Here is an 18266-nt window from a genome sequence, read left to right on the forward strand (position 1 = left end):
TTAACCGACGGGACCGGCTGAATAATGCTCGACGATCTGTTGGATCGTGAGCCCTTTGTCTTTAAGCGAACGGATGTCTTCCAGCCGTTCCAACGCCCGAATGCGGGGATATCGGCGCACAAGTCCCGCGTCGAGCTGAACGAACGGAAGCAGTCCGATTTCCGTGTAATATTTCAAAGTGCTGTACCGCATACCGGAGAGCTGAACGAGCTCGCTGACCGTCACCAATTCCGACTGCATCACTTTTTCCAAGCTTCTTCTTCTGGACATCGCGTTCCCTCGATCAGACGGAGGCGGAAACGGCTGCGGACACCATAACGGCGTTCAGCTCTTCCATGGCCTTGCGAATTTGGCGGATCGACTTCCATTGTTCGCCCTGCTCCTCATGCAGGCGCGCCAGACGAGCTTTCAGCTCGTTGCCCTCGTATTCGGAAAAATAGTTCCGTACGAGCTTGCTCATCTCGAGCATCAGGGCGAGCAGGGCGGTTTGCCGATCCACGGGGCCGTTCTCCAGCAGTTCGGCGCGGATGCGTTCCACGATTCGGTTCTTGGAATCGGCCGTCGGCACATAACGGCTTGCGGGGAAGAGCAGCATGACCTGATAGGACTCTTCCGTCATGGCGCCGCTTGCGACAAGCGGGTCGACAATCATTCGGAACAGCGCGGAACGGACTTTGCTTTGCGAATAGAATGACTGAATCCACTTTTTCAACGTTTGCGGCTTCCTGCGCTCCAGCAGGTCCAGCATGAGTGCGGCGGCATCGTCCGTTACGGCTTCATGCCGTGCCGCTTCGACTTTCCCCTTATCGTTAATCCGTACGATTTCCTCAGACAGCAGCTCGATCAACACTGCTCCCGCGGCGTAGGTATGCAGGTAGCTCTTCGCCGGTTTTTTCCGCTTATGGGTCTCCCGGTCGGAAGCAAGCAGAACGAATTCCTGAGCAAGGGTGAGGGGAGCATGCGTCATGTCCATGGCCTCCTTTTGACTTGAATATTTACTTACTACTTATTACTTATCACTTATTATATAACAACGGGTTTGGAAAAGCGCAAGCCATATTTTGTGAGAATTTTGGGAGCGCGTCCCTATAGACTGATGCTTCGGGATGGACATTTCTTGAATAAGGGAGAAGACCGAAGTGACAACAGAGGAAATGACGAACGTCTTGACGGGCTTGGGGAACGCGGTAGCGCTCGGAAATCCGGCTTTGCCGGACGGGGGATGGGAGCAAGTCGGCCGGCATTGGAGGCAGTTGGCGGGGGAATCATGGCTGATCGGCGATCTTTACGTCTCGCTGGCCCGGCGCTTCGTGCGCAGCGTCCAAATCGAACATCCGGAATCCTTCCGACAAGCGGCCGGCCAAGGGGGCGTCCTCTACCTGGCGAACCATCAAAATCTGCTGGAATCGTTGTTTTTTACGACGGTGATGTCGGCGCTCGCCCGAAGGCCGATCGGCACGATGATCAAGATCTGGATTCGGGATCACTGGATCGGCAGACTGCTCTCGGATGCGGCCCATTATCCGGAATTTGTGCCGGATGCCGTTTTTCCGTACCGGCTGTTTTATTTTAACGATGCGGAGCCCCGGTCGATCTTCGGACTGCTGGGCGAGATGAGAAGCTTTATGCTCGAAGGCGGCAGCTGCATGGTGCATGTGGAGGGGACTCGGGCTTACTCCAGCAAGCACCGCGTGACGAAGATCAGCGACAGCGTCGTTCGCCTTGCGGTCGATGCGGGCGTCCCCGTGATTCCCGTCCGCTTCGCGGGAGGACTTCCCGAGAACGATGTAGAGGAGAAGCCGATCTACCCCTATCGTTACGCGGCGCAGGATATTTATCTCGGACAGGCGATTCTGCCGGACACGCTTGCCGAGCTGTCGATGAAGGATCGCAAGTTGACGGTGCTCGACGCCATCAATCGTACGGGACCAAGGCCGGAAGCCGAGCGAATGAACGAGCCGCAGCCGGAATTCGCGCGCGAGGTCGAGAACTGGTCGGCATCCGCGGAGTGCTTGAAGGAGTATGCCGTGCTCTATCAAGTGCTGCGGCAAGCCGACCCGGCCGCCTATTCCCGGGATACGCTGGATCTTCTGGCCGGCCGAGGCGCGTCGGAATGGCCGGATACCCCGAAGGGAAGATGGCTGGCGAATTGGGCGGGACAATTGCTCGGCGAACGAGGGAGCCGTCTGCTCAGGCAAGGAAAGGAACACGCGAATGAGTAAATGGAAAGCGGCCATTTTCGACCTGGGAGATACGTTAATGTCCCATCTGGGATCCAAAACGGAGCTGTTTTGCCGGTTCTGCCGGGAGGCGGGCGTACCTCTTCCGGAGGACCCGCGCCTCGTGCGCGAAGCGGCGGCTGAAGGCTGGCGGGAAGGCATGAAGCGGGTCAATCCGCACGACTGGAAGGATTTGAGCTGGCGGGAGCATGTCTTCCGCTTCGGATTGGCGAAGGCGGGAATCATAGATCTTGATCGGCATATCGGGAGCTTGATGCGGGTTAAGCTTCCCCGTCCGAACAACGAGGTTCCGCCCGGCGTCTTCAGTCTCCTTCAGGTACTGAAGGACGAAGGGTACAAGCTCGCGATCGTCAGCAACTATTACGGCCATTTGTCGGAAGTGCTGGAGCAGACGAAGCTCGCGCCGCTGTTCGATGCGGCTTTCGACTCGGATGTCGTCGGGCTTGCCAAGCCGGACCCCGGAATTTTCCATATGGCCTGCGAAGCCCTCGGGATCGAACCCTCGGAGGCGGTTTATGTCGGCGATATGCCTCCTTATGACGTGGATGGCGCGGTCGGCGCGGGCTTGCATCCGATCCTGTACGACCCTGACGGGATTTGGAAAAGCGCCCCAGAATACGCGCAGGTTCGGAAGGTTCGCGCTTTGGAGGAACTGCCCGGTATTTTGATCCGATAAGGTTCGGCCGCCTGCGGACTCCGTTGACAAGCTCGTTCCCGAGATCTATAATTTTAATGAACAGTTGTTCATTATCTGAACGATTTGGAGGGAACGGACATGCGATTGGAAGGCAAAGTGGCAGTCGTAACCGGCGCCGCGTCGGGCATGGGCAAAGCGATCGCGGAGCTCTACGCCAAAGAAGGCGCGAAGGTGGTCGTCTCGGATTTGAACATCGAAGGCGCGCAAGCGGTGGCGGAGGGGATTCGGGCCGAAGGTGGCCAGGCGATCGCCGTGAAGACGAACGTCGCCGATCTGAACGACATCCATGCGATGATCGATGCGGCCGTCTCGGAATACGGAACGCTGGATATTCTGGTCAACAACGCCGGCATTATGGATAACATGGCGGCTGTAGGCGACGTGGAAGACGAGCGCTGGGATCTGATTTTCGATATCAATACGAAGGCCGTCATGCGCGCCATCCGCAAAGCTCTTCCGATCTTCCTCGAGAAGGGCAAGGGCGTTATCGTCAATACGGCATCCACGGGAGGCTTCAGCGGGGCTCACGCGGGTGCCGCTTACGTCGCTTCCAAGCATGCCGTCGTCGGCTTGACCAAGAACACGGGCTATATGTACGCACAGAAGGGCATCCGCTGCAACGCGATCGCTCCCGGCGGAACGGCGACGAACATAACCTCCTCGATCAAAAACTTCAACGAATTCGGGGCCTCGCGGACGGCGCCCGTGCAAGGCGTCATCCCGCGGATCGGGCAGCCGGAAGAGATCGCGCAGGTGGCGCTGTTCCTCGCATCGGACGAATCGAGCTTTGTCAACGGCGCGGTCATCGTCGCGGACGCGGGATGGACGGCCGCATTTTAAGACCCGTTGACCATTGCCAAACCGGGTCCGAATTCGATACCATGGGCTACAGGCAATCCGTTGCCTGTAGCTTTTTTCTATCTATCGCGCAAAGGACGTCGAAGCCGTGAACGAGAACGATCAAAGGGTGATTCAAACCAAACGGGCGCTGCATGGCGCGCTCTTGGCCTTGCTGAAAACCAAACCGCTCGAATCCGTCTCCGTGTCCGCCCTGTGCCGCGAGGCGCAGTTGAACAGGGGCACGTTCTACCTGCATTACAAGGATGTCGAGGCGCTGTTCGACGAGCATCTTCAGTCGCTGCTTCGGGACCTGGAGGAGTCGTATTACGAACCGTACAAGACCGCGCCCCATCTGGAGGTTCGGTCGCTCGATCCTTCGACGATCCGCATTTTCCACCATGTGAAGAAATACCGGCAATTTTACGACATCGTGTTCGACCGCAAGTCGCCGTTGTCGTACTACTATTCCTTGTTCGAGAAGATCAAAAGCTTGATGCGGGAAAGCGCCGCGACCTATTCGATAGGCGATCGGGACCTTGCCATGCTCGTCGCCTACCAGGCGAATGCGCTCATGGGCTTGCTCATCCAGTGGAGCGAGGAGAACTTCGCGCGCAGCCCCGAGTCGATGAACGAGCAGTTTGCTTCTTTCCTGAGAGGTTGAACGCCACCGTTGACTTGGTTTCAGCTATGCGCGCATGCGGAACTATTTTTTGAAATACTCCGTCTTCTGGTATAGGTTCCTCAAGTATTGACCTCGTAAACCGATTATACGCATCTTGGTCATCTCCTTAGCTTAAGAGCATAGTAGCAGTACGATTCGGAACGGTCGATCAATTCATCGGCTCGCGGCTCAGGCATAAGAGACGTCCGTCTCCGGAACGGAGCGGCCATGCGCTCGGCCAAATCCAGCAAGGCGGACTGAGCCAGGATCCTTCTCTCGGCGCCCCAGGACTCGCCATGCACTCTCGCTTGGTCCAGACATTCGGCCAAGGGATGCTCTCGCCACGACAGGAAGACGGATGCCCATTGCAAAAGGTCCAAATGCTTGCGCATAAGGGGAATTTCACAGCGTCCCCAACCGGAGAAGCCGTCGCAATAGAGATGTAGCCAAACGACGCGGGGAACCGGTACAAATGGATCGCGATCGAGCAAAAACAGCTCCATATACGAAATTTTACTTCTCAGTGGGCTCTCAACATCGGGGAAGGGCAGAGGTTCGACGGTGGCCATCATGGGATCGCGCTCCTGTTCGTAAATAAAAGATGGATTTATGGCAACACAAAAAGCCCGAAGAGCAGAGGACCTCTGCTCTCGGGCCTTCCGCAGCCGCACGGCTGCCGACAGATCCGAGCGCGGATCTCTCCCAATGCGCTTACGAGGTTAGCTGACGGATTCGGGCTTGAGAGTGCCCGTCCTTCGGTCCCGGCAGTGCGAGAGAAGGATTCACCCCGTGAAGCCGATGTACGGCTTCGAATGGTTCCCCCGTTTCCCAATATGGGAATTCAGCGATGATCTGGCTTTTGAAGTTGTTGAGAGGAATATTACGCTTCCCGCCGGTGAATGTAAAACCCGGTATGGCGGATCATTCGTGAAAATAGACGCTTTTTGTCCGCATGGAAACGAATTCAAGCCGCCGAGTTGTTCATCTCTGCCGGCCTTGCTCCCGCATTCTCTCGTTTCCTCACGAATCTCGCGATAGAAACCGGTATCCGATCCCCGGCTCCGTGACGATAAACTTCGGATCGGTCGAGTCTTCCTCCAGCTTTTTGCGGAGATGGCCGATATAGATGCGCAAATAGTGGCTGTCGGACTCGTCGTGATGCTCGCCCCACACTTGCTGAAGGAGCTGCCGCTGGGTGACGACTTTCCCGGCGTTGGACGCCAAGATTTTGAGGAGATCGTATTCGGTCGGCGTCAATTTGACGCGTTCTCCGTTCAATTCCACGATCCGCTGGGCAAGATCGATAGACAGCTCTCCGAAGCGGAGAACGGGCTCGCCCGTCGACTTGGCCGCATGACGCAGCGCCACCCGTATTCTGGCGACCAGCTCCCCCATGCCGAACGGCTTCGTCACGTAATCGTCGGCTCCGCCGTCCAATGCCGCGATCTTGTCTTCCTCGCGGTCTTTGGCGGTCAGGACGATGATCGGCGCGGCCGACCAGCTCCGGATGCGGCTTAGCACCTCCATGCCGGACAAGTCCGGCAGCCCCAGATCGAGCACGATCAGCTCCGGTTGAACCAAGGAGGCTTGCCGAATGCCTTCCTCGCCCGTCGACGCTTCGTGGACGACATAACGGTGGGCCTGCAGGGCCACTTTCAGCAGCTTGCGAATTTGAGGCTCGTCGTCGACGATCAGGATGCGGGCTCCGCTTTCATTCACGGTCATCTTCTTCGATTCTCCCTTCATGCGACAGGATGGGCGGCGCGCTTTGCCGGGGCAAGGGGAGCGTGACCGTCACGACGGTTCCGCGCGGCACGTTCGCTTTGGCCGAGATCGTACCGCCGTGAAGCTCCGCGATTCCTTTGCAGATCGCCAGTCCCAGTCCCGTACCGGTCACTCGGCTCGCGGCCGGGGAACGATAGAACTTTTCAAAAATCCGGGCATATTCGTCTTCGGGCAACCCGGTACCCTGATCGGCAACCGCAAGGGTCAGCTCCTGGTCGGAGGCTTGCACGCCAATGACGATCTCGCTGTAATCCGGGCTATACTTGATCGCGTTGCTCACGATATTGACCAGCATCTGCTCCAGCAGAACCTCGTCTCCCGATACCATCGGAACGGCTTCCGGCAGCTGCACGCGCAGGCGGCGATGCTGACGAAAGTCGCGGACCTGGGACAGCGCGACCCCGATCAGATCCTCCACGTCGCACCAATTTTTCCGCAGCCGCAGCATACCGCTCTCTAGCTGGGCCATGCTGAGCAGATTGATGACCAACCGGTTCATCCGGAGGGCGCCGTCCCGGATCGTCAGGAGCAATTCCATTCGATCCTCCGAAGTAAAAAGCTGATCCCCTTCGATCAAGCCGGTAGCCGACCCGATGATCGCCGCCAACGGCGTTCTCAATTCATGCGAGACAGAATCCAGAATCGCCGTGCGCAGCCGTTCCGATTCCGCCGTCAGATGCGCGATTTTCGCTTCATCGGCCAGCCGGATGCGCGTAATGGCGCTTGCGGCCAGTCCGGCTATCGCTTCCAGCAGCCGTTGGTCTTCGGGCGCGACTCCGTTCTTGCCGTCATTCAGAAGAAGCGCCATTACCCCGTACACGCGATCCTCGGTCCGGAGCGGAACGTAATAACCCGGCGACTCTCTTAACGTAGACGTTCCGGAGCCGGCCGCTTCCCCGTGCTCGAACACCCACTTGGCGATCGTTCTCTCCGCCTCGCCGTGTCCCCAACCGCCGGAACGCGCCGAGCCGTAAGCAAGGTCCAGCCGGCGGCGATCGTTCGCCAAGTAGATCGCGATCTCGGTACCGACGTTCCGGAGCACCTGCCGCGAGATGCCGTCCAGCAAGGAATCGAGGTCCGCGATGTCGCTTAACTGCTTGCTAAGCTCGTAAAGCGCCGCCGTACGCGCTTCTCTTTGGCGCGAGAACAGCAGCTGTTGCTTCAATCGGGCGGCCAGGCTGGCGGTCAAAGCGGCTACCGACAAGTAGACGCAGAAGGAGACGACATAGCGCAAATCCGCGATCGAGAAGCTGAGCGTCGGGGGAACGAAGAAGAAATCGAACGCCAAGACCCCCAGGACCGCCGCATAGAATGCGGGACGAAGTCCCCAAAGGACGGCGCTCAGAAGAACCGGAAACAAAAAGATCAGCGCAATGTTGACCAAGTCGAAAGCGAGCCCGAACCAACTCAGCAATAAGGTCATGAGAACGACCAGCAGCGTGATCAAGACATAAGAGCTTCCCGGCAACCCGAATCGCTTGCGCATGTTCACAACCGTACACTTCCTGCCCGTCTTTAATCTATCGCTCTCTATTATAGGCGATTGTCCTCTCCCGTAAATCCCCGTAAAAAAGGAGTAAAACAAACCGCCGGAGGTGTAAAAAAGGCGTAAAAACAGACGAAATCCGCTGATTTCGCGAGCATGGAAGAGCATGACGGAATTCGTTCGAATCGTAACCGCTCTCATGAACGCACCGTTCCGTTTTCCATCGAATAGCCGAATCGCGCCGCTTTACAGAAATTTCAGGCCGCCTTAAGATACGATCCATGCAGCGAATCAACGACTGTAGATGCGGCGTAGGGCGCTCGTGGACAGGGGAAGAAAGGATGATGTGTCGGCCGGCGAGTTTGAAGTCGAAGGAAACGGATGGAAACGTTTGGGCAACGCATTTCGCTGAATCCTTGCAGGCGGCAGGGAACGGGGGAACCAATCGGAGCCGTCATCGGCTCTCGGGGTGAATCGCCGGAATCGGAAACGACCGGCGTAGGGCGACTCTTGCGCCCGAATCCGTCAGCTAACCTCGTAAGCGTATGAAGAGGGGCAACCAATGTCATGATCGGCACGGGTCATCTTTCCTGTGCCCGAAAGCTGACGAAGAGTCCTCTTCCTCGGCTTTTTTTGTTGCCCGTACAGATGGAGGGATTGCTTGTGGGAATCCGCGAAGAGTTTATGCTGATCTCCCCGGCCACTTTGGCAGGAGAACGATTTGCAGCCGCGCTCCGGAAGAGGGAACTTCCGTTCGCGGCTCTGACCAACAACGAGACGGAGCGAACGCGATGGGAGCAGGACGGAATAGCGCCCATTATCAAGGTAGATACTACCAATCGGGCGAACTCCCGCATTCCCGAGCTTCCGATCGGCAAAGTGTTTTTATTCGAGAGGAGCTTGACGCTGACGTGCAGGTACTTGCAAATTTGCCGTCCGTGGACGGGCCGGCCGATTTACGTCGTCACGTCCGGCGGCAATGCCCGCCTCATCTATAAGGGACTGGGAGCGGATTACGTCGTTCATACGAACGGCGACGACGTCTCCTTCCTGATCGACCGGTTTTTCTGAAGAAGCAAGAAGGGGAGGTTGGCGGAACATGATGGATCTGTACATGGTTTTGCTGCTCGGCGTAACGTTCGCCGCGTTTTATGGCTTTACGGCCTGGTGCGACCGAACGATCCGGGAACCGGCGGGAGGGGATCGCGAATGATCGTGGTCGGAATTTTCGCCTTATTCATTTTTCTCTATCTGGTTTACGCGCTCGTGAATCCGGAAAAATTTTAAGCCGTCCGTTCGAGATCAGGAGGAGGAAGCCCGATGGGTGTTCTGCAAATCGTTATCGTCCTAGCGGTCGTGTTCTTGCTGGTGAAGCCGCTCGGAACTTATGTGTACCACGTGTATTCCAACGAACCGAATCGGACGGACCGGATCTTCGGCTGGCTGGAGCGCTTCATCTACGCCTTGATCGGACTCAAAGAGCGAGCCGGCATGACGTGGAAGAAGTACGTGCTGAGCTTCCTGCTGACCAATATCGTGTTTGTCGGGCTCGGTTACTTGCTGCTGCGGATCCAGAGCGTGCTGCCGCTCAATCCGAACGGCATCGGCAATATGGAACAGACGCTGTCGTTCAATACGATCATCAGCTTTATGACCAACACGAACCTGCAGCACTACAGCGGCGAGTCGGGGCTCAGCTATTTCAGCCAGATGATCGTTATCATGATGATGATGTTCACGTCGGCGGCTACCGGCTTCTCGGTCGCGATCGCGTTCGTCCGCGGCCTTACGAGCAAGGGGAAGACGCTGGGCAACTTCTTCGAAGACTTCGTGAAGTCGCATACCCGCATCTTCTTTCCGGCAGCCATCGGGGTCACGCTGATCCTTGTGGCGCTGCAAGTTCCGCAAACGTTCGATCCGACGCTTACCGTCACGACGCTGGAAGGCGCCACGCAGCATATCGCCATCGGGCCGGTCGCTTCCTTGGAATCGATCAAGCATCTGGGGACGAACGGCGGCGGCTTCTTCGGCGTCAATTCGGCCCATCCGTTCGAGAACCCGAACGGGCTGACGAACGTCATCGAGATTTTGTCCATGTGGCTGCTGCCCGCATCCCTTCCTTACGTATACGGCCGGTTCGCCAAGAACCGCAAGCAGGGTTGGGTTGTCTTCAGCGCCATGATGACGTTGTTCATCGCGTTCCTCGTTGTCGCTTACGCTTCGGAGATGCATGGCAACCCGGCGATTAACGCATTGGGGATCGATCACTCCGAAGGAAGCATGGAAGGGAAGGAAGTCCGCTTAGGGGTCGCCCAATCCGCGCTGTTCACGACCGTGACCACGGCGGCCACGACCGGATCGGTAGACAACATGCACGACACCTTGACACCGCTCGGCGGCATGGTGCCGCTCGCCGAGATGATGCTGAACGTCGTCTTCGGCGGCAAGGGCGTCGGTCTGGTCAATATGCTGATGTACGCCATTCTGGGCGTGTTCCTGTGCGGCTTGATGGTCGGCCGGACGCCGGAATTCCTCGGACGCAAGATCGAGCCGAAGGAGATGAAGCTGATCGCCGTCGCGATACTGATGCATCCGCTCATCATCCTGGCTCCGACGGCAATCGCCTTCGTGACCGATCTGGGCAAAGGAGCGATTACCAACCCCGGTTTCCACGGCATCAGCCAAGTGTTGTACGAATACACCTCATCCGCGGCGAACAACGGCTCCGGTTTCGAAGGGCTGGCGGACAACACGTCGTTCTGGAACATCACGACCGGTCTGGTCATGCTGCTGGGCCGGTACATCTCGATGATCGCGATGATGGCGGTCGCGGGATCGCTCGTTCGCAAGCAATGGGTGCCCGAGACGATCGGCACGTTCCGGACGGACAACAAGCTGTTCTACGGCATTCTGATCGGTACCGTGCTGATTATCGGCGCGCTGACGTTCCTGCCGACCGTCGTTCTGGGTCCGATCGCCGAATTCCTGACGCTGAGGTGAGTGGAAGATGAGTACGCAACGCAAATCGATGCTGACTTCGGGAATGGTGCGCAGCGCGATCAAGGATAGCTTCGTCAAATTGAACCCGCTGACCATGATGAAAAATCCGGTCATGTTCGTCGTCGAAGCCGGTACCTTCGTCGTGCTGCTGATGACCGTGTTTCCCGGTTATTTCGATACAACCGATGATATCGGTTTTAATGTGACGGTCTTCTTGATTCTGCTGTTCACCGTGCTGTTCGCCAATTTCGCCGAGGCGCTGGCCGAGGGCAGAGGCAAAGCACAGGCGAATACGCTCAAGAAGACGAAGAAAGAAGTGACGGCGAACAAAGTCGTCGCCGGCGGCGTCAAATCGGTGCCTTCCGCCGAGCTTCGCAAAGGCGACATCGTCATCGTCTCCCAAGGCGAGATGATTCCGGGCGACGGCGAAGTGATCGAGGGGATCGCGTCGGTCGACGAATCCGCCATTACGGGCGAGTCCGCGCCGGTCATCAAGGAAGCGGGCGGCGATTTCAGCTCCGTCACCGGAGGAACGCGCGTCGTGAGCGACACCATTCGGGTCCGGATCACGACGGATCCCGGCGAATCGTTCATCGACCGGATGATCGCGCTCGTCGAAGGCGCGAAGCGGCAGAAGACGCCGAACGAGCTGGCTTTGAACACGCTGCTGAGCAGCTTGACCCTGATCTTCCTTATTGTCGTCGTAACGCTGGCTCCGATCGCCAAATACGTGAATATCGAGCTTCAGGTGCCCGTGCTGATCGCCTTGCTCGTCTGTCTCATCCCGACCACGATCGGCGGTCTGCTGTCCGCCATCGGCATCGCCGGCATGGACCGCGTGACGCAGTTCAACGTGCTGGCCATGTCCGGTAAAGCGGTCGAAGCGGCCGGCGACATCAATACGATGATCCTGGACAAGACCGGTACGATCACCTTCGGGAACCGGATGGCCAGCGAGTTCATTCCCGTCGGCGGGGAGAGCGAAGAGCGGGTGGCCGAATGGGCGGCCGTCAGCTCCTTGAAGGACGACACGCCGGAGGGACGCTCCGTATTGGAGCTGATGAAAACGAACTCGCTTCGCTACGACGAGAAAGTGGCAGTAGGCGGAGAGTTTATCGAATTCAAGGCAGAGACGCGCATGAGCGGCATGGATCTGAAGGACGGCCGCAAAGTGCGCAAGGGCGCGGTCGATTCGGTGAAGAAATGGGTCGCCGCGCAAGGCGGTTCGATCCCGAGCGATCTGGACGCCCGCACGGACGGCATCGCCCGGGAAGGCGGAACGCCGCTTGCGGTAGCGATCGACAATCGGATTCTCGGTCTGATCTATCTGAAGGATACGGTCAAACCGGGCATGCGCGATCGCTTCGACCAGCTTCGCAGGATGGGCATCAAGACGATCATGTGTACCGGCGACAATCCGCTCACGGCCGCGACGATCGCCCTCGAGGCGGGAGTCGACGACTTCATCGCGGAGAGCAAGCCGGAGGACAAGATCGCGGTCATTCGCCGCGAGCAGGCGGAAGGCAAGCTCGTCGCCATGACCGGCGACGGCACGAACGACGCGCCGGCGCTCGCCCAAGCCGATGTCGGACTCGCGATGAACAGCGGCACGACCGCCGCCAAGGAAGCGGCCAACATGGTCGATCTCGATTCGGATCCGTCCAAGATCATCGAGGTCGTGGCCATCGGCAAGCAGCTGCTCATGACGCGCGGGGCGCTGACCACGTTCAGTATCGCCAACGACATCGCCAAATATTTCGCGATTATTCCCGCGATGTTCACGCTGGCCATTCCCGAGATGCACGTGCTGAACATCATGGGACTCGGTTCGCCGATGTCGGCGATCTTGTCGGCGCTCATCTTCAATGCGATCATCATTCCGCTGCTCATTCCTCTCGCCATGAGAGGCGTCGCTTACAAGCCGATGAGCGCATCGAGGCTTCTCGGCCGCAATATCGTGGTGTATGGCATCGGCGGCGTGATCGTGCCGTTCATCGGCATCAAGCTGATCGACTTGATCGTTCATCTGTGGGTATAACGGGTAGTTAACGGAATATCGTGAAGAAGGAAGGACATCGGACATGGACCAAACAAACAAGCTTCCCGGGACGTCATCGGGCTCTTACGTCTGGATCGCGATCAGAGGCGGCATTCTGTTCATGATTCTGTGCGGCATCGTCTATCCGCTCCTATGCACGGGCCTTGCGCAGCTGCTCATGCCGGGCCATGCCAACGGAAGCCTGATCAAGGACGCGTCCGGACAGGTCGTCGGATCCGAGCTGATCGGTCAAACCTTCGCCGATCCGAAATATTTTCAGGGTCGGGTATCGAGTATCGATAACGCAGCGGACGGTTCGGGGTCGAACAACTACGCGCCGTCGAATCCGGATCTGCTCAAGCGTACGCAAGATTCGATCGCGGCATGGCAGCAGGCGAACCCTGACGTTCCGATCTCCAAGCTGCCGATCGATCTGATCACCAACTCCGGGTCCGGACTGGACCCGCATATCTCGCCGAAGTCCGCGGCCGTGCAGATTCCGCGCATCAGCAAGCTGACCGGGATCGCTCCGGATACGCTTCAGCAGCTGGTCGACAAGCATACGGGCGGACGCGATCTCGGAGTCTTCGGGGAACCGCGGGTGAACGTGCTCGAGTTGAACCTTGAGCTTAAGACCATGTTGAACAAATAAAAGCCGGCGAACCCCCGCTTGTCCAACCGGACGGGCGGGGGTTCCCGCGCGCCTGCAGGAGGGATTGCGGATGACGGAATTTCGCCGCAAGACGCCGGAAGAGCTGCTCTGTTCCATGATGAAGGTGCAGATGGGCCGGCTGAAAATCTACATCGGCTCGGTCAGCGGCGCCGGGAAGACGTATCACATGCTTCAGGAAGGCCAGTCGTTGAAGGCCAAAGGCATCGACGTCGTGATCTGCGCCGTATCGACCATGAAGCGGCCGGAGACGGTCCGGCAAGTCGGAGACCTGGAGCGGGTACCCAGCATTCACTGGTTCCGGGACGGACAAGAGCGCAAGGATCTCGATCTCGACGCCTTGATCGCGCGCAACCCGGAAGTCGTGCTGGTGGATAACCTGGCCCACCGCAACCGCGAAGGCGCGCGCTTCCCGACGCGCCTCGAAGATATTCAGCATTTGCGAAGCCGGGGCATCAGCGTCATTACGACGATCAACGTTTATGAGCTGGACGGGATGACGGAGCTTGCCCAGAAGTGGACGGGGATCGAGGTCAAGGAGACGGTGCCGGCCCATACGCTGGAGCTGGCAGACGAAGTTCGCTTGATCGACGTGACGCCCGAGACGATTCTGGAGCGTTTGTCGAACGGCCATTTCGCCCGCGGCCATCCGGACCTGTTCAAGCGGGGGAATCTGGCCAAGCTTCGCGAGCTGTCGCTTCGCCTGGTCGCGGACGGCGTCAACGACTCGCTGGAGAAGCACCGGGAGGAGTTGGGGCTGCGGGGTCCTTCGGGCGCGGCGGAGCGCATTCTCGTCGCGACGCAGTATCATTGGAACGGTTCGATCTACGTTCGCAGGGGGCAGCAGATCGCGAAGCGGTTAAGCGGCGATCTGCGGGTCGTCTCCTTCGTTCGCGCCCGAGCGCCGCTGTCCAAAGAAGCGCAGGCGTTCAAGAAGTCGATCATACAGCTGGTAGAAAAGGTGGAAGGCGTCTTCGAAGAAATCGCGATCCGGTCGCGCCGAACGCTGCCGCGGCAGCTGGCCGACTACGCGATGGAGCACAAAGTCACGCGGATCGTGATGGGACATTCGCGGCAGAGCCGCTGGCAGGATCTGTGGAAAGGCTCCGTCTCGGGCGGGCTGCTCAAACGGATCCACAATACCGACTTGTTCTTCGTAGCCGACCGCGCGAGAACGGAAGGGGAGCGGATTCTTCCGACCCGCAGCCGAAGCGGGGACGCCGCCGATCCTTATCGCCGATTGAGCGGGAAAGAGCTGGAAGCGAAGATCGAGCGGATGAGGCGGGGCAAGTGCAAGGTGTACATCGGAGCGGCGCCGGGGGTCGGCAAGACGTATACGATGCTCCGGGAAGGCAACGACCTGCTGGCCAAAGGCATCGACGTCGTCATCGGCCTGCTCGAAACGCACGGCCGGGAAGAGACGATGGCGCAAGTCGGGGCATTGCCGACGATTCCTCGCCTGAAGATCAACTATCGGGGAACGACGCTGGAAGAGATGGACACGGGCGCGATCATCAGGCGCAACCCGGAGGTCGTGCTGATCGACGAGCTGGCCCATACGAACGTTCCGGGAAGCCGGCATCGGAAACGGTACGCGGACGTGCAGGATATCCTGAACGCCGGCATCTCCGTCATCTCCACCATGAACGTGCAGCACCTGGAGAGCCTGAACGATTCCGTGGAGCAGATCACCGGCATCCGCGTCCGGGAGACGGTCCCCGATCGCATCATTCGTCTGGCCGACGAGGTCCAATTGATCGACGTGGCGCCGGTGGCGCTGCAGCAGAGAATGAAAGAAGGCAAAATTTACGACCGCAGCAAGGTGGATCAGGCGCTGAGCCATTTTTTCAAGCTGGGCAACCTGATCGCGCTGCGGGAGCTGGCGCTCCGGGAGATCGCGGACGATGTGGACGAACGATTGGAATCGTGGGACCGGCGGGACTCGTTGCGCGGACCGTGGCGGAGGAAGGAAGCGATCTTCGTGGCGGTCACGCTCAGTTCCAACGCCGAGCGGCTCATCCGCCGCGGCTTCCGCATCGCCTATCGGCTGAAGGCGGCATGGTTCGTCCACTATGTGCATGAGGAGGAGTCGATTCCGGAAGAGCCGTCGAAGCGCATCGGCAAGCTGAAGGAGCTGACGAGCCAGTTGGGCGGAACGTTCGAGCTTCAGCACGCGCGGCATCGCAAACACGTCGCGTCTCTTCTCGTTCAGAAAGCCAACGAGCTCGCCGCCACCCAGATGATTCTGGGACAATCGACCCGCAGCTTCTGGTCGAATTGGCGGCGAGGCTCGGTCGTGAACGGCGTCCTGCGCAAAGCCCGTCATATGGACGTGCTGATCGTGGCGGATTACGACCCGGATTACTGCAAGGAAGAAGCGCTGCGCACGTAAGCCTTTCTTTTATGGAAGGAAAGCGAACGATAGCGGGCGGCCAACCGGCTTTTTTGCGAAGCGGACAAAGCGGACGGACTGGACGCGAGACTTTTGTTCCGTGCGCTCCTCAGCCGGACGCTCCCCGGATTTCTCGAATACACGTAGTTTCCGTAGGTCTCGAACTCGGAGAAGCCGAACTGCTTTTTGCGGTCAATGCTTCGGATGATCGCTCTGTACCAGTTCGTGCCGTGCCTGCTCTCGATTTTGTGCTTGAGCGACCGCAGTTTTTCCTTATCGAACATCATATAATGCGTGACGAAAGAACGGGGCCGGGGAGGCTTCTCCCCGAGCAGCTTGCGGTAGGTGACGAAATATTCCGGCTGGCTCCAGCCCCGGCAATAAAACGTTGTCTTGCCGTCGGCGGAAAAACGGTGCGGACGGATCAGCACGGTGTCGGCGTCGATGACCAGGAAGTGCCGATGACCCACGACGGAGCTGCTTCCGAGCTTCAAGAGCTGCTGGTACAGCCACCCCGATCTTTCCCACCGCTTCGATCGATAGACGATGTCTTTTTTTCGCAGAGGAAGGACGGTGCTCTCGTGAACGAACGTGCAGCCTTTACGCTTGCAGACGGCTTTGATTTTATCGCTTGAGGGCGCTACGATGAAGATTCGGCCGATGGGATGCGCCACGTGCTTTCTTACGCCATCGATCACGTGGGGAAGCGTGCCGAGGTCTTTCGGGATGGCCGGAATGACGACGTCGATCGGAAATGCATGGCCAGACGGCATCTTAAGAACGCGCTCCTTTTCGCTAGGTTAGGTCACCGTTCAACGACAGCCATTTTTTCAAGCTCGGTTCCTCGGATTTCGGGCAGACGAGCAGACCGTTCGCGGTCGATACGATGATGAGATCTTTGACCCCGATCACAACCGCCGGCTTCCCCTCGACGAATACGATATTTCCGGCCGATTCCGGCAAGGTCGCATTGCCCTTGCTCACATTGCCGGCGCTGTCCGGCTCCAGATGCCGGCGCATGGATGCCCAGGAACCGATATCGTCCCACCCGCAGTCGATCGGAAGACAGTAGACCGAATCGGCTCGTTCCATGACGGCATAGTCGATGGACAGCCGCGGCATGCCGGCATAAGCGGCGTCGATATCTTGAGGGTTCTCCGCCAGGCTGTTCCAGATGGCCGGCTCATAAGTTTCGATACAGCGGGCAATCGTCTCGGGCCGGCAGACGATGATGCCGCTGTTCCAATAAACGTCGTCTTTCCCGATGAGTTCCCGCGCTTTTTCCTCCGAAGGTTTTTCCACGAAACGGTTCACCCGCCGCGCTCCCAAAGCTGCATGCTCTTCCTCCGTTGCCGGAGAAGTGAGCAGATAGCCGAAGCCGGTCTCCGGTCTTCGCGGCTTGATGCCGAGCGTTACGATCGCATTCGGCCTCAAGGCGATCTCCGCCGCTGCCGAGATTGCCGCGAGATAAGCCGCCTTATCGTCGATATATTGATCGGCAGGGATGAACGCGACAGGCTCGTTGTCCCCGGCCTGAAGGAAGCGGAAAGCGGCCAGCGCGATGCAGGCGGCGGTGTCCTTTTGCCGAGGCTCGACGATCAGCTGCTTCGGCGCCAGACCGGGAAGCTGCTCTCGAAGGACCGGCAAATACCGGCGGGGCACCGCAACGAACAGCCGGGAATCGGGCACGAAGTCCCGGAAGCGGGACACCGTCTCCTGAATCAAAGTTTGCTCCGAATGGAAAGACAGAAACTGCTTGGGTGCGTGCTCCGTGCTGAGCGGCCAGAAACGCGTTCCTTTCCCTCCTGCCATAATCACGATTTTCAAAAGTTGATCACCTCCGGAATCCGCGAAGAAGGCGATGTCTTCGGCATTGTATGAGCTCCGACGTCCGATGCGGCACGGCTGATGTATAGAACGGGGAGATGATCGGCATATTTCGGCGGATGCTTTATCGTTCTAAGCATTGACAGGAATATTCCTAAATAGGTATATTGAAGGGGCAATGGCTACACGATCCAAGAATGGGAGGGATCCAAGCGCATGAAATTCGAGACCGTGGATGCTTATCTCGCCAGCTTTCCCACGGATGTGCAGCAGACGCTGCGTCAGATTGGAAGCGCGATTCAAGAAGCCGTTCCGGAAGCGGAGGAAGTGCTTAGCTACCAGCTGCCGGCCTTTTCCTACCACGGTATGCTCATTTATTACTCCGCTTACAAAGACCATTATTCCATCTCGGTTCCGCCTCCGTTCAGCGTCTTCGAAGTTTTCAAGGACAAGCTCGCTCCATACGAAAGGTCGAAGACTGCCGTCAAGTTCCCCGCGAACCAAGCGATTCCCCTTGAACTGATCAAGGAGCTGGCGTCGTACAAAGCGAAAGAAAATGAGCAGAAAGCGCTAAGCAAGAAGAACAAATCGAAATCGAAATCATGATGAAAGACATAGCAAAAGCCAGCC

At 58.3% G+C, this 18266-nt stretch carries 18 protein-coding genes and 2 riboswitches; of the genes, 11 read left to right on the top strand and 7 right to left on the bottom strand.

Features of this window, described 5'->3' with window-relative positions:
• Entirely contained in the window at positions 1-270 is a 270-nt protein-coding gene (locus H7C18_RS22580) for a helix-turn-helix domain-containing protein (RefSeq protein ID WP_185131364.1), read from the bottom strand.
• A gap of 13 nt (positions 271-283) precedes the next feature.
• Positions 284-967: a GOLPH3/VPS74 family protein gene (locus tag H7C18_RS22585; protein ID WP_185131365.1), complete on the bottom strand. Its 684-nt coding sequence runs from the start codon at positions 965-967 to the stop codon at positions 284-286.
• 172 nt (positions 968-1139) lie between these two features.
• On the opposite strand from H7C18_RS22585, the gene H7C18_RS22590 reads away from it, so the two are divergent.
• From H7C18_RS22590 to H7C18_RS22605, 4 genes are all read left to right on the top strand, one after another.
• Positions 1140-2222 (top strand): 1-acyl-sn-glycerol-3-phosphate acyltransferase, encoded by a 1083-nt coding sequence (locus tag H7C18_RS22590; protein WP_185131366.1) that lies wholly within the window; start codon positions 1140-1142, stop codon positions 2220-2222.
• Positions 2215-2916, top strand: a complete 702-nt coding sequence (locus H7C18_RS22595) for an HAD family hydrolase (RefSeq protein ID WP_185131367.1) — start codon at positions 2215-2217, stop codon at positions 2914-2916. The genes H7C18_RS22590 and H7C18_RS22595 overlap by 8 nt, the downstream gene beginning before the upstream one ends.
• A 99-nt stretch (positions 2917-3015) precedes the next feature.
• The gene (locus tag H7C18_RS22600) at positions 3016-3777 is read left to right on the top strand and encodes an SDR family oxidoreductase (RefSeq protein ID WP_185131368.1); all 762 of its coding nucleotides are present in this window, start codon (positions 3016-3018) and stop codon (positions 3775-3777) included.
• Positions 3778-3883: 106 nt separating this feature from the next.
• Positions 3884-4438 carry a TetR/AcrR family transcriptional regulator C-terminal domain-containing protein gene (locus H7C18_RS22605; protein ID WP_185131369.1) on the top strand — a complete coding sequence of 185 codons (555 nt, stop codon included), beginning with the start codon at positions 3884-3886 and terminating at the stop codon, positions 4436-4438.
• A gap of 119 nt (positions 4439-4557) precedes the next feature.
• Here H7C18_RS22605 and H7C18_RS22610 read toward each other — a convergent pair whose 3' ends face one another.
• From H7C18_RS22610 to H7C18_RS22620, 3 genes are all read right to left on the bottom strand, one after another.
• Positions 4558-5010 carry a hypothetical protein gene (locus H7C18_RS22610; protein ID WP_185131370.1) on the bottom strand — a complete coding sequence of 151 codons (453 nt, stop codon included), beginning with the start codon at positions 5008-5010 and terminating at the stop codon, positions 4558-4560.
• A 122-nt stretch (positions 5011-5132) separates the two neighbouring features.
• Positions 5133-5295: riboswitch (cyclic di-AMP (ydaO/yuaA leader) on the bottom strand.
• A gap of 163 nt (positions 5296-5458) precedes the next feature.
• On the bottom strand, positions 5459-6163 hold the full coding sequence (locus tag H7C18_RS22615; protein WP_185131371.1) for a response regulator: 705 nt from the start codon (positions 6161-6163) through the stop codon (positions 5459-5461).
• Positions 6150-7709: an ATP-binding protein gene (locus H7C18_RS22620; protein ID WP_185131408.1), complete on the bottom strand. Its 1560-nt coding sequence runs from the start codon at positions 7707-7709 to the stop codon at positions 6150-6152. Before H7C18_RS22620 ends, H7C18_RS22615 begins: the two co-directional genes overlap by 14 nt.
• A 396-nt stretch (positions 7710-8105) precedes the next feature.
• Positions 8106-8269: riboswitch (cyclic di-AMP (ydaO/yuaA leader) on the top strand.
• 103 nt (positions 8270-8372) lie between these two features.
• Between H7C18_RS22620 and H7C18_RS22625 the strand changes: the two genes are divergently transcribed.
• From H7C18_RS22625 to H7C18_RS22650, 6 genes are all read left to right on the top strand, one after another.
• Positions 8373-8780 (top strand): hypothetical protein, encoded by a 408-nt coding sequence (locus tag H7C18_RS22625; protein WP_185131372.1) that lies wholly within the window; start codon positions 8373-8375, stop codon positions 8778-8780.
• Positions 8781-8918: 138 nt separating this feature from the next.
• Positions 8919-8996, top strand: a complete 78-nt coding sequence (locus H7C18_RS36095) for a potassium-transporting ATPase subunit F (RefSeq protein ID WP_420481881.1) — start codon at positions 8919-8921, stop codon at positions 8994-8996.
• A 33-nt stretch (positions 8997-9029) separates the two neighbouring features.
• Entirely contained in the window at positions 9030-10709 is a 1680-nt protein-coding gene (gene kdpA / locus H7C18_RS22635; RefSeq protein WP_185131374.1) for a potassium-transporting ATPase subunit KdpA, read from the top strand.
• Between the two features lie 7 nt (positions 10710-10716).
• Positions 10717-12747, top strand: coding sequence for a potassium-transporting ATPase subunit KdpB (kdpB, locus tag H7C18_RS22640; RefSeq protein ID WP_185131375.1), 2031 nt, complete (start codon positions 10717-10719; stop codon positions 12745-12747).
• 43 nt (positions 12748-12790) lie between these two features.
• The gene (gene kdpC, locus H7C18_RS22645) at positions 12791-13399 is read left to right on the top strand and encodes a potassium-transporting ATPase subunit KdpC (RefSeq protein WP_185131376.1); all 609 of its coding nucleotides are present in this window, start codon (positions 12791-12793) and stop codon (positions 13397-13399) included.
• A gap of 70 nt (positions 13400-13469) precedes the next feature.
• On the top strand, positions 13470-15809 hold the full coding sequence (locus tag H7C18_RS22650; protein WP_185131377.1) for a universal stress protein: 2340 nt from the start codon (positions 13470-13472) through the stop codon (positions 15807-15809).
• Here the strand turns inward: H7C18_RS22650 and H7C18_RS22655 are convergent.
• Both H7C18_RS22655 and H7C18_RS22660 read right to left on the bottom strand, forming a co-directional pair.
• Complete coding sequence (locus H7C18_RS22655) at positions 15779-16582, bottom strand: DUF6492 family protein (protein WP_185131378.1); 804 nt, start codon at positions 16580-16582, stop codon at positions 15779-15781. The two genes, H7C18_RS22650 and H7C18_RS22655, sit on opposite strands and share 31 nt — an antisense overlap.
• Before the next feature lie 22 nt (positions 16583-16604).
• Positions 16605-17627, bottom strand: coding sequence for a mannose-1-phosphate guanylyltransferase (locus tag H7C18_RS22660; protein ID WP_337913887.1), 1023 nt, complete (start codon positions 17625-17627; stop codon positions 16605-16607).
• Between the two features lie 225 nt (positions 17628-17852).
• Here H7C18_RS22660 and H7C18_RS22665 point away from each other — a divergent pair, with 225 nt between their 5' ends.
• A complete protein-coding gene (locus tag H7C18_RS22665) occupies positions 17853-18242 on the top strand; it encodes an iron chaperone (protein WP_185131380.1) in 390 nt (129 codons plus the stop codon).
• Positions 18243-18266 lie beyond the last annotated feature (24 nt).

Source organism: Cohnella zeiphila (genome assembly GCF_014212055.1).
Taxonomy (GTDB): domain Bacteria; phylum Bacillota; class Bacilli; order Paenibacillales; family Paenibacillaceae; genus Cohnella; species Cohnella zeiphila.

Bases quoted from the DNA above. Each gene is read 5' to 3' on its own strand.
- H7C18_RS22580 (WP_185131364.1), bottom strand. From the start codon at position 270: ATGTCCAGAAGAAGAAGCTTGGAAAAAGTGATGCAGTCGGAATTGGTG.
- H7C18_RS22585 (WP_185131365.1), bottom strand. From the start codon at position 967: ATGACGCATGCTCCCCTCACCCTTGCTCAGGAATTCGTTCTGCTTGCT.
- H7C18_RS22595 (WP_185131367.1), top strand. From the start codon at position 2,215: ATGAGTAAATGGAAAGCGGCCATTTTCGACCTGGGAGATACGTTAATG.
- H7C18_RS22600 (WP_185131368.1), top strand. From the start codon at position 3,016: ATGCGATTGGAAGGCAAAGTGGCAGTCGTAACCGGCGCCGCGTCGGGC.
- H7C18_RS22610 (WP_185131370.1), bottom strand. From the start codon at position 5,010: ATGATGGCCACCGTCGAACCTCTGCCCTTCCCCGATGTTGAGAGCCCA.
- H7C18_RS22615 (WP_185131371.1), bottom strand. From the start codon at position 6,163: ATGACCGTGAATGAAAGCGGAGCCCGCATCCTGATCGTCGACGACGAG.
- H7C18_RS22620 (WP_185131408.1), bottom strand. From the start codon at position 7,709: ATGCGCAAGCGATTCGGGTTGCCGGGAAGCTCTTATGTCTTGATCACG.
- H7C18_RS36095 (WP_420481881.1), top strand. From the start codon at position 8,919: ATGATCGTGGTCGGAATTTTCGCCTTATTCATTTTTCTCTATCTGGTT.
- kdpA (WP_185131374.1), top strand. From the start codon at position 9,030: ATGGGTGTTCTGCAAATCGTTATCGTCCTAGCGGTCGTGTTCTTGCTG.
- kdpB (WP_185131375.1), top strand. From the start codon at position 10,717: ATGAGTACGCAACGCAAATCGATGCTGACTTCGGGAATGGTGCGCAGC.
- kdpC (WP_185131376.1), top strand. From the start codon at position 12,791: ATGGACCAAACAAACAAGCTTCCCGGGACGTCATCGGGCTCTTACGTC.
- H7C18_RS22650 (WP_185131377.1), top strand. From the start codon at position 13,470: ATGACGGAATTTCGCCGCAAGACGCCGGAAGAGCTGCTCTGTTCCATG.
- H7C18_RS22655 (WP_185131378.1), bottom strand. From the start codon at position 16,582: ATGCCGTCTGGCCATGCATTTCCGATCGACGTCGTCATTCCGGCCATC.
- H7C18_RS22665 (WP_185131380.1), top strand. From the start codon at position 17,853: ATGAAATTCGAGACCGTGGATGCTTATCTCGCCAGCTTTCCCACGGAT.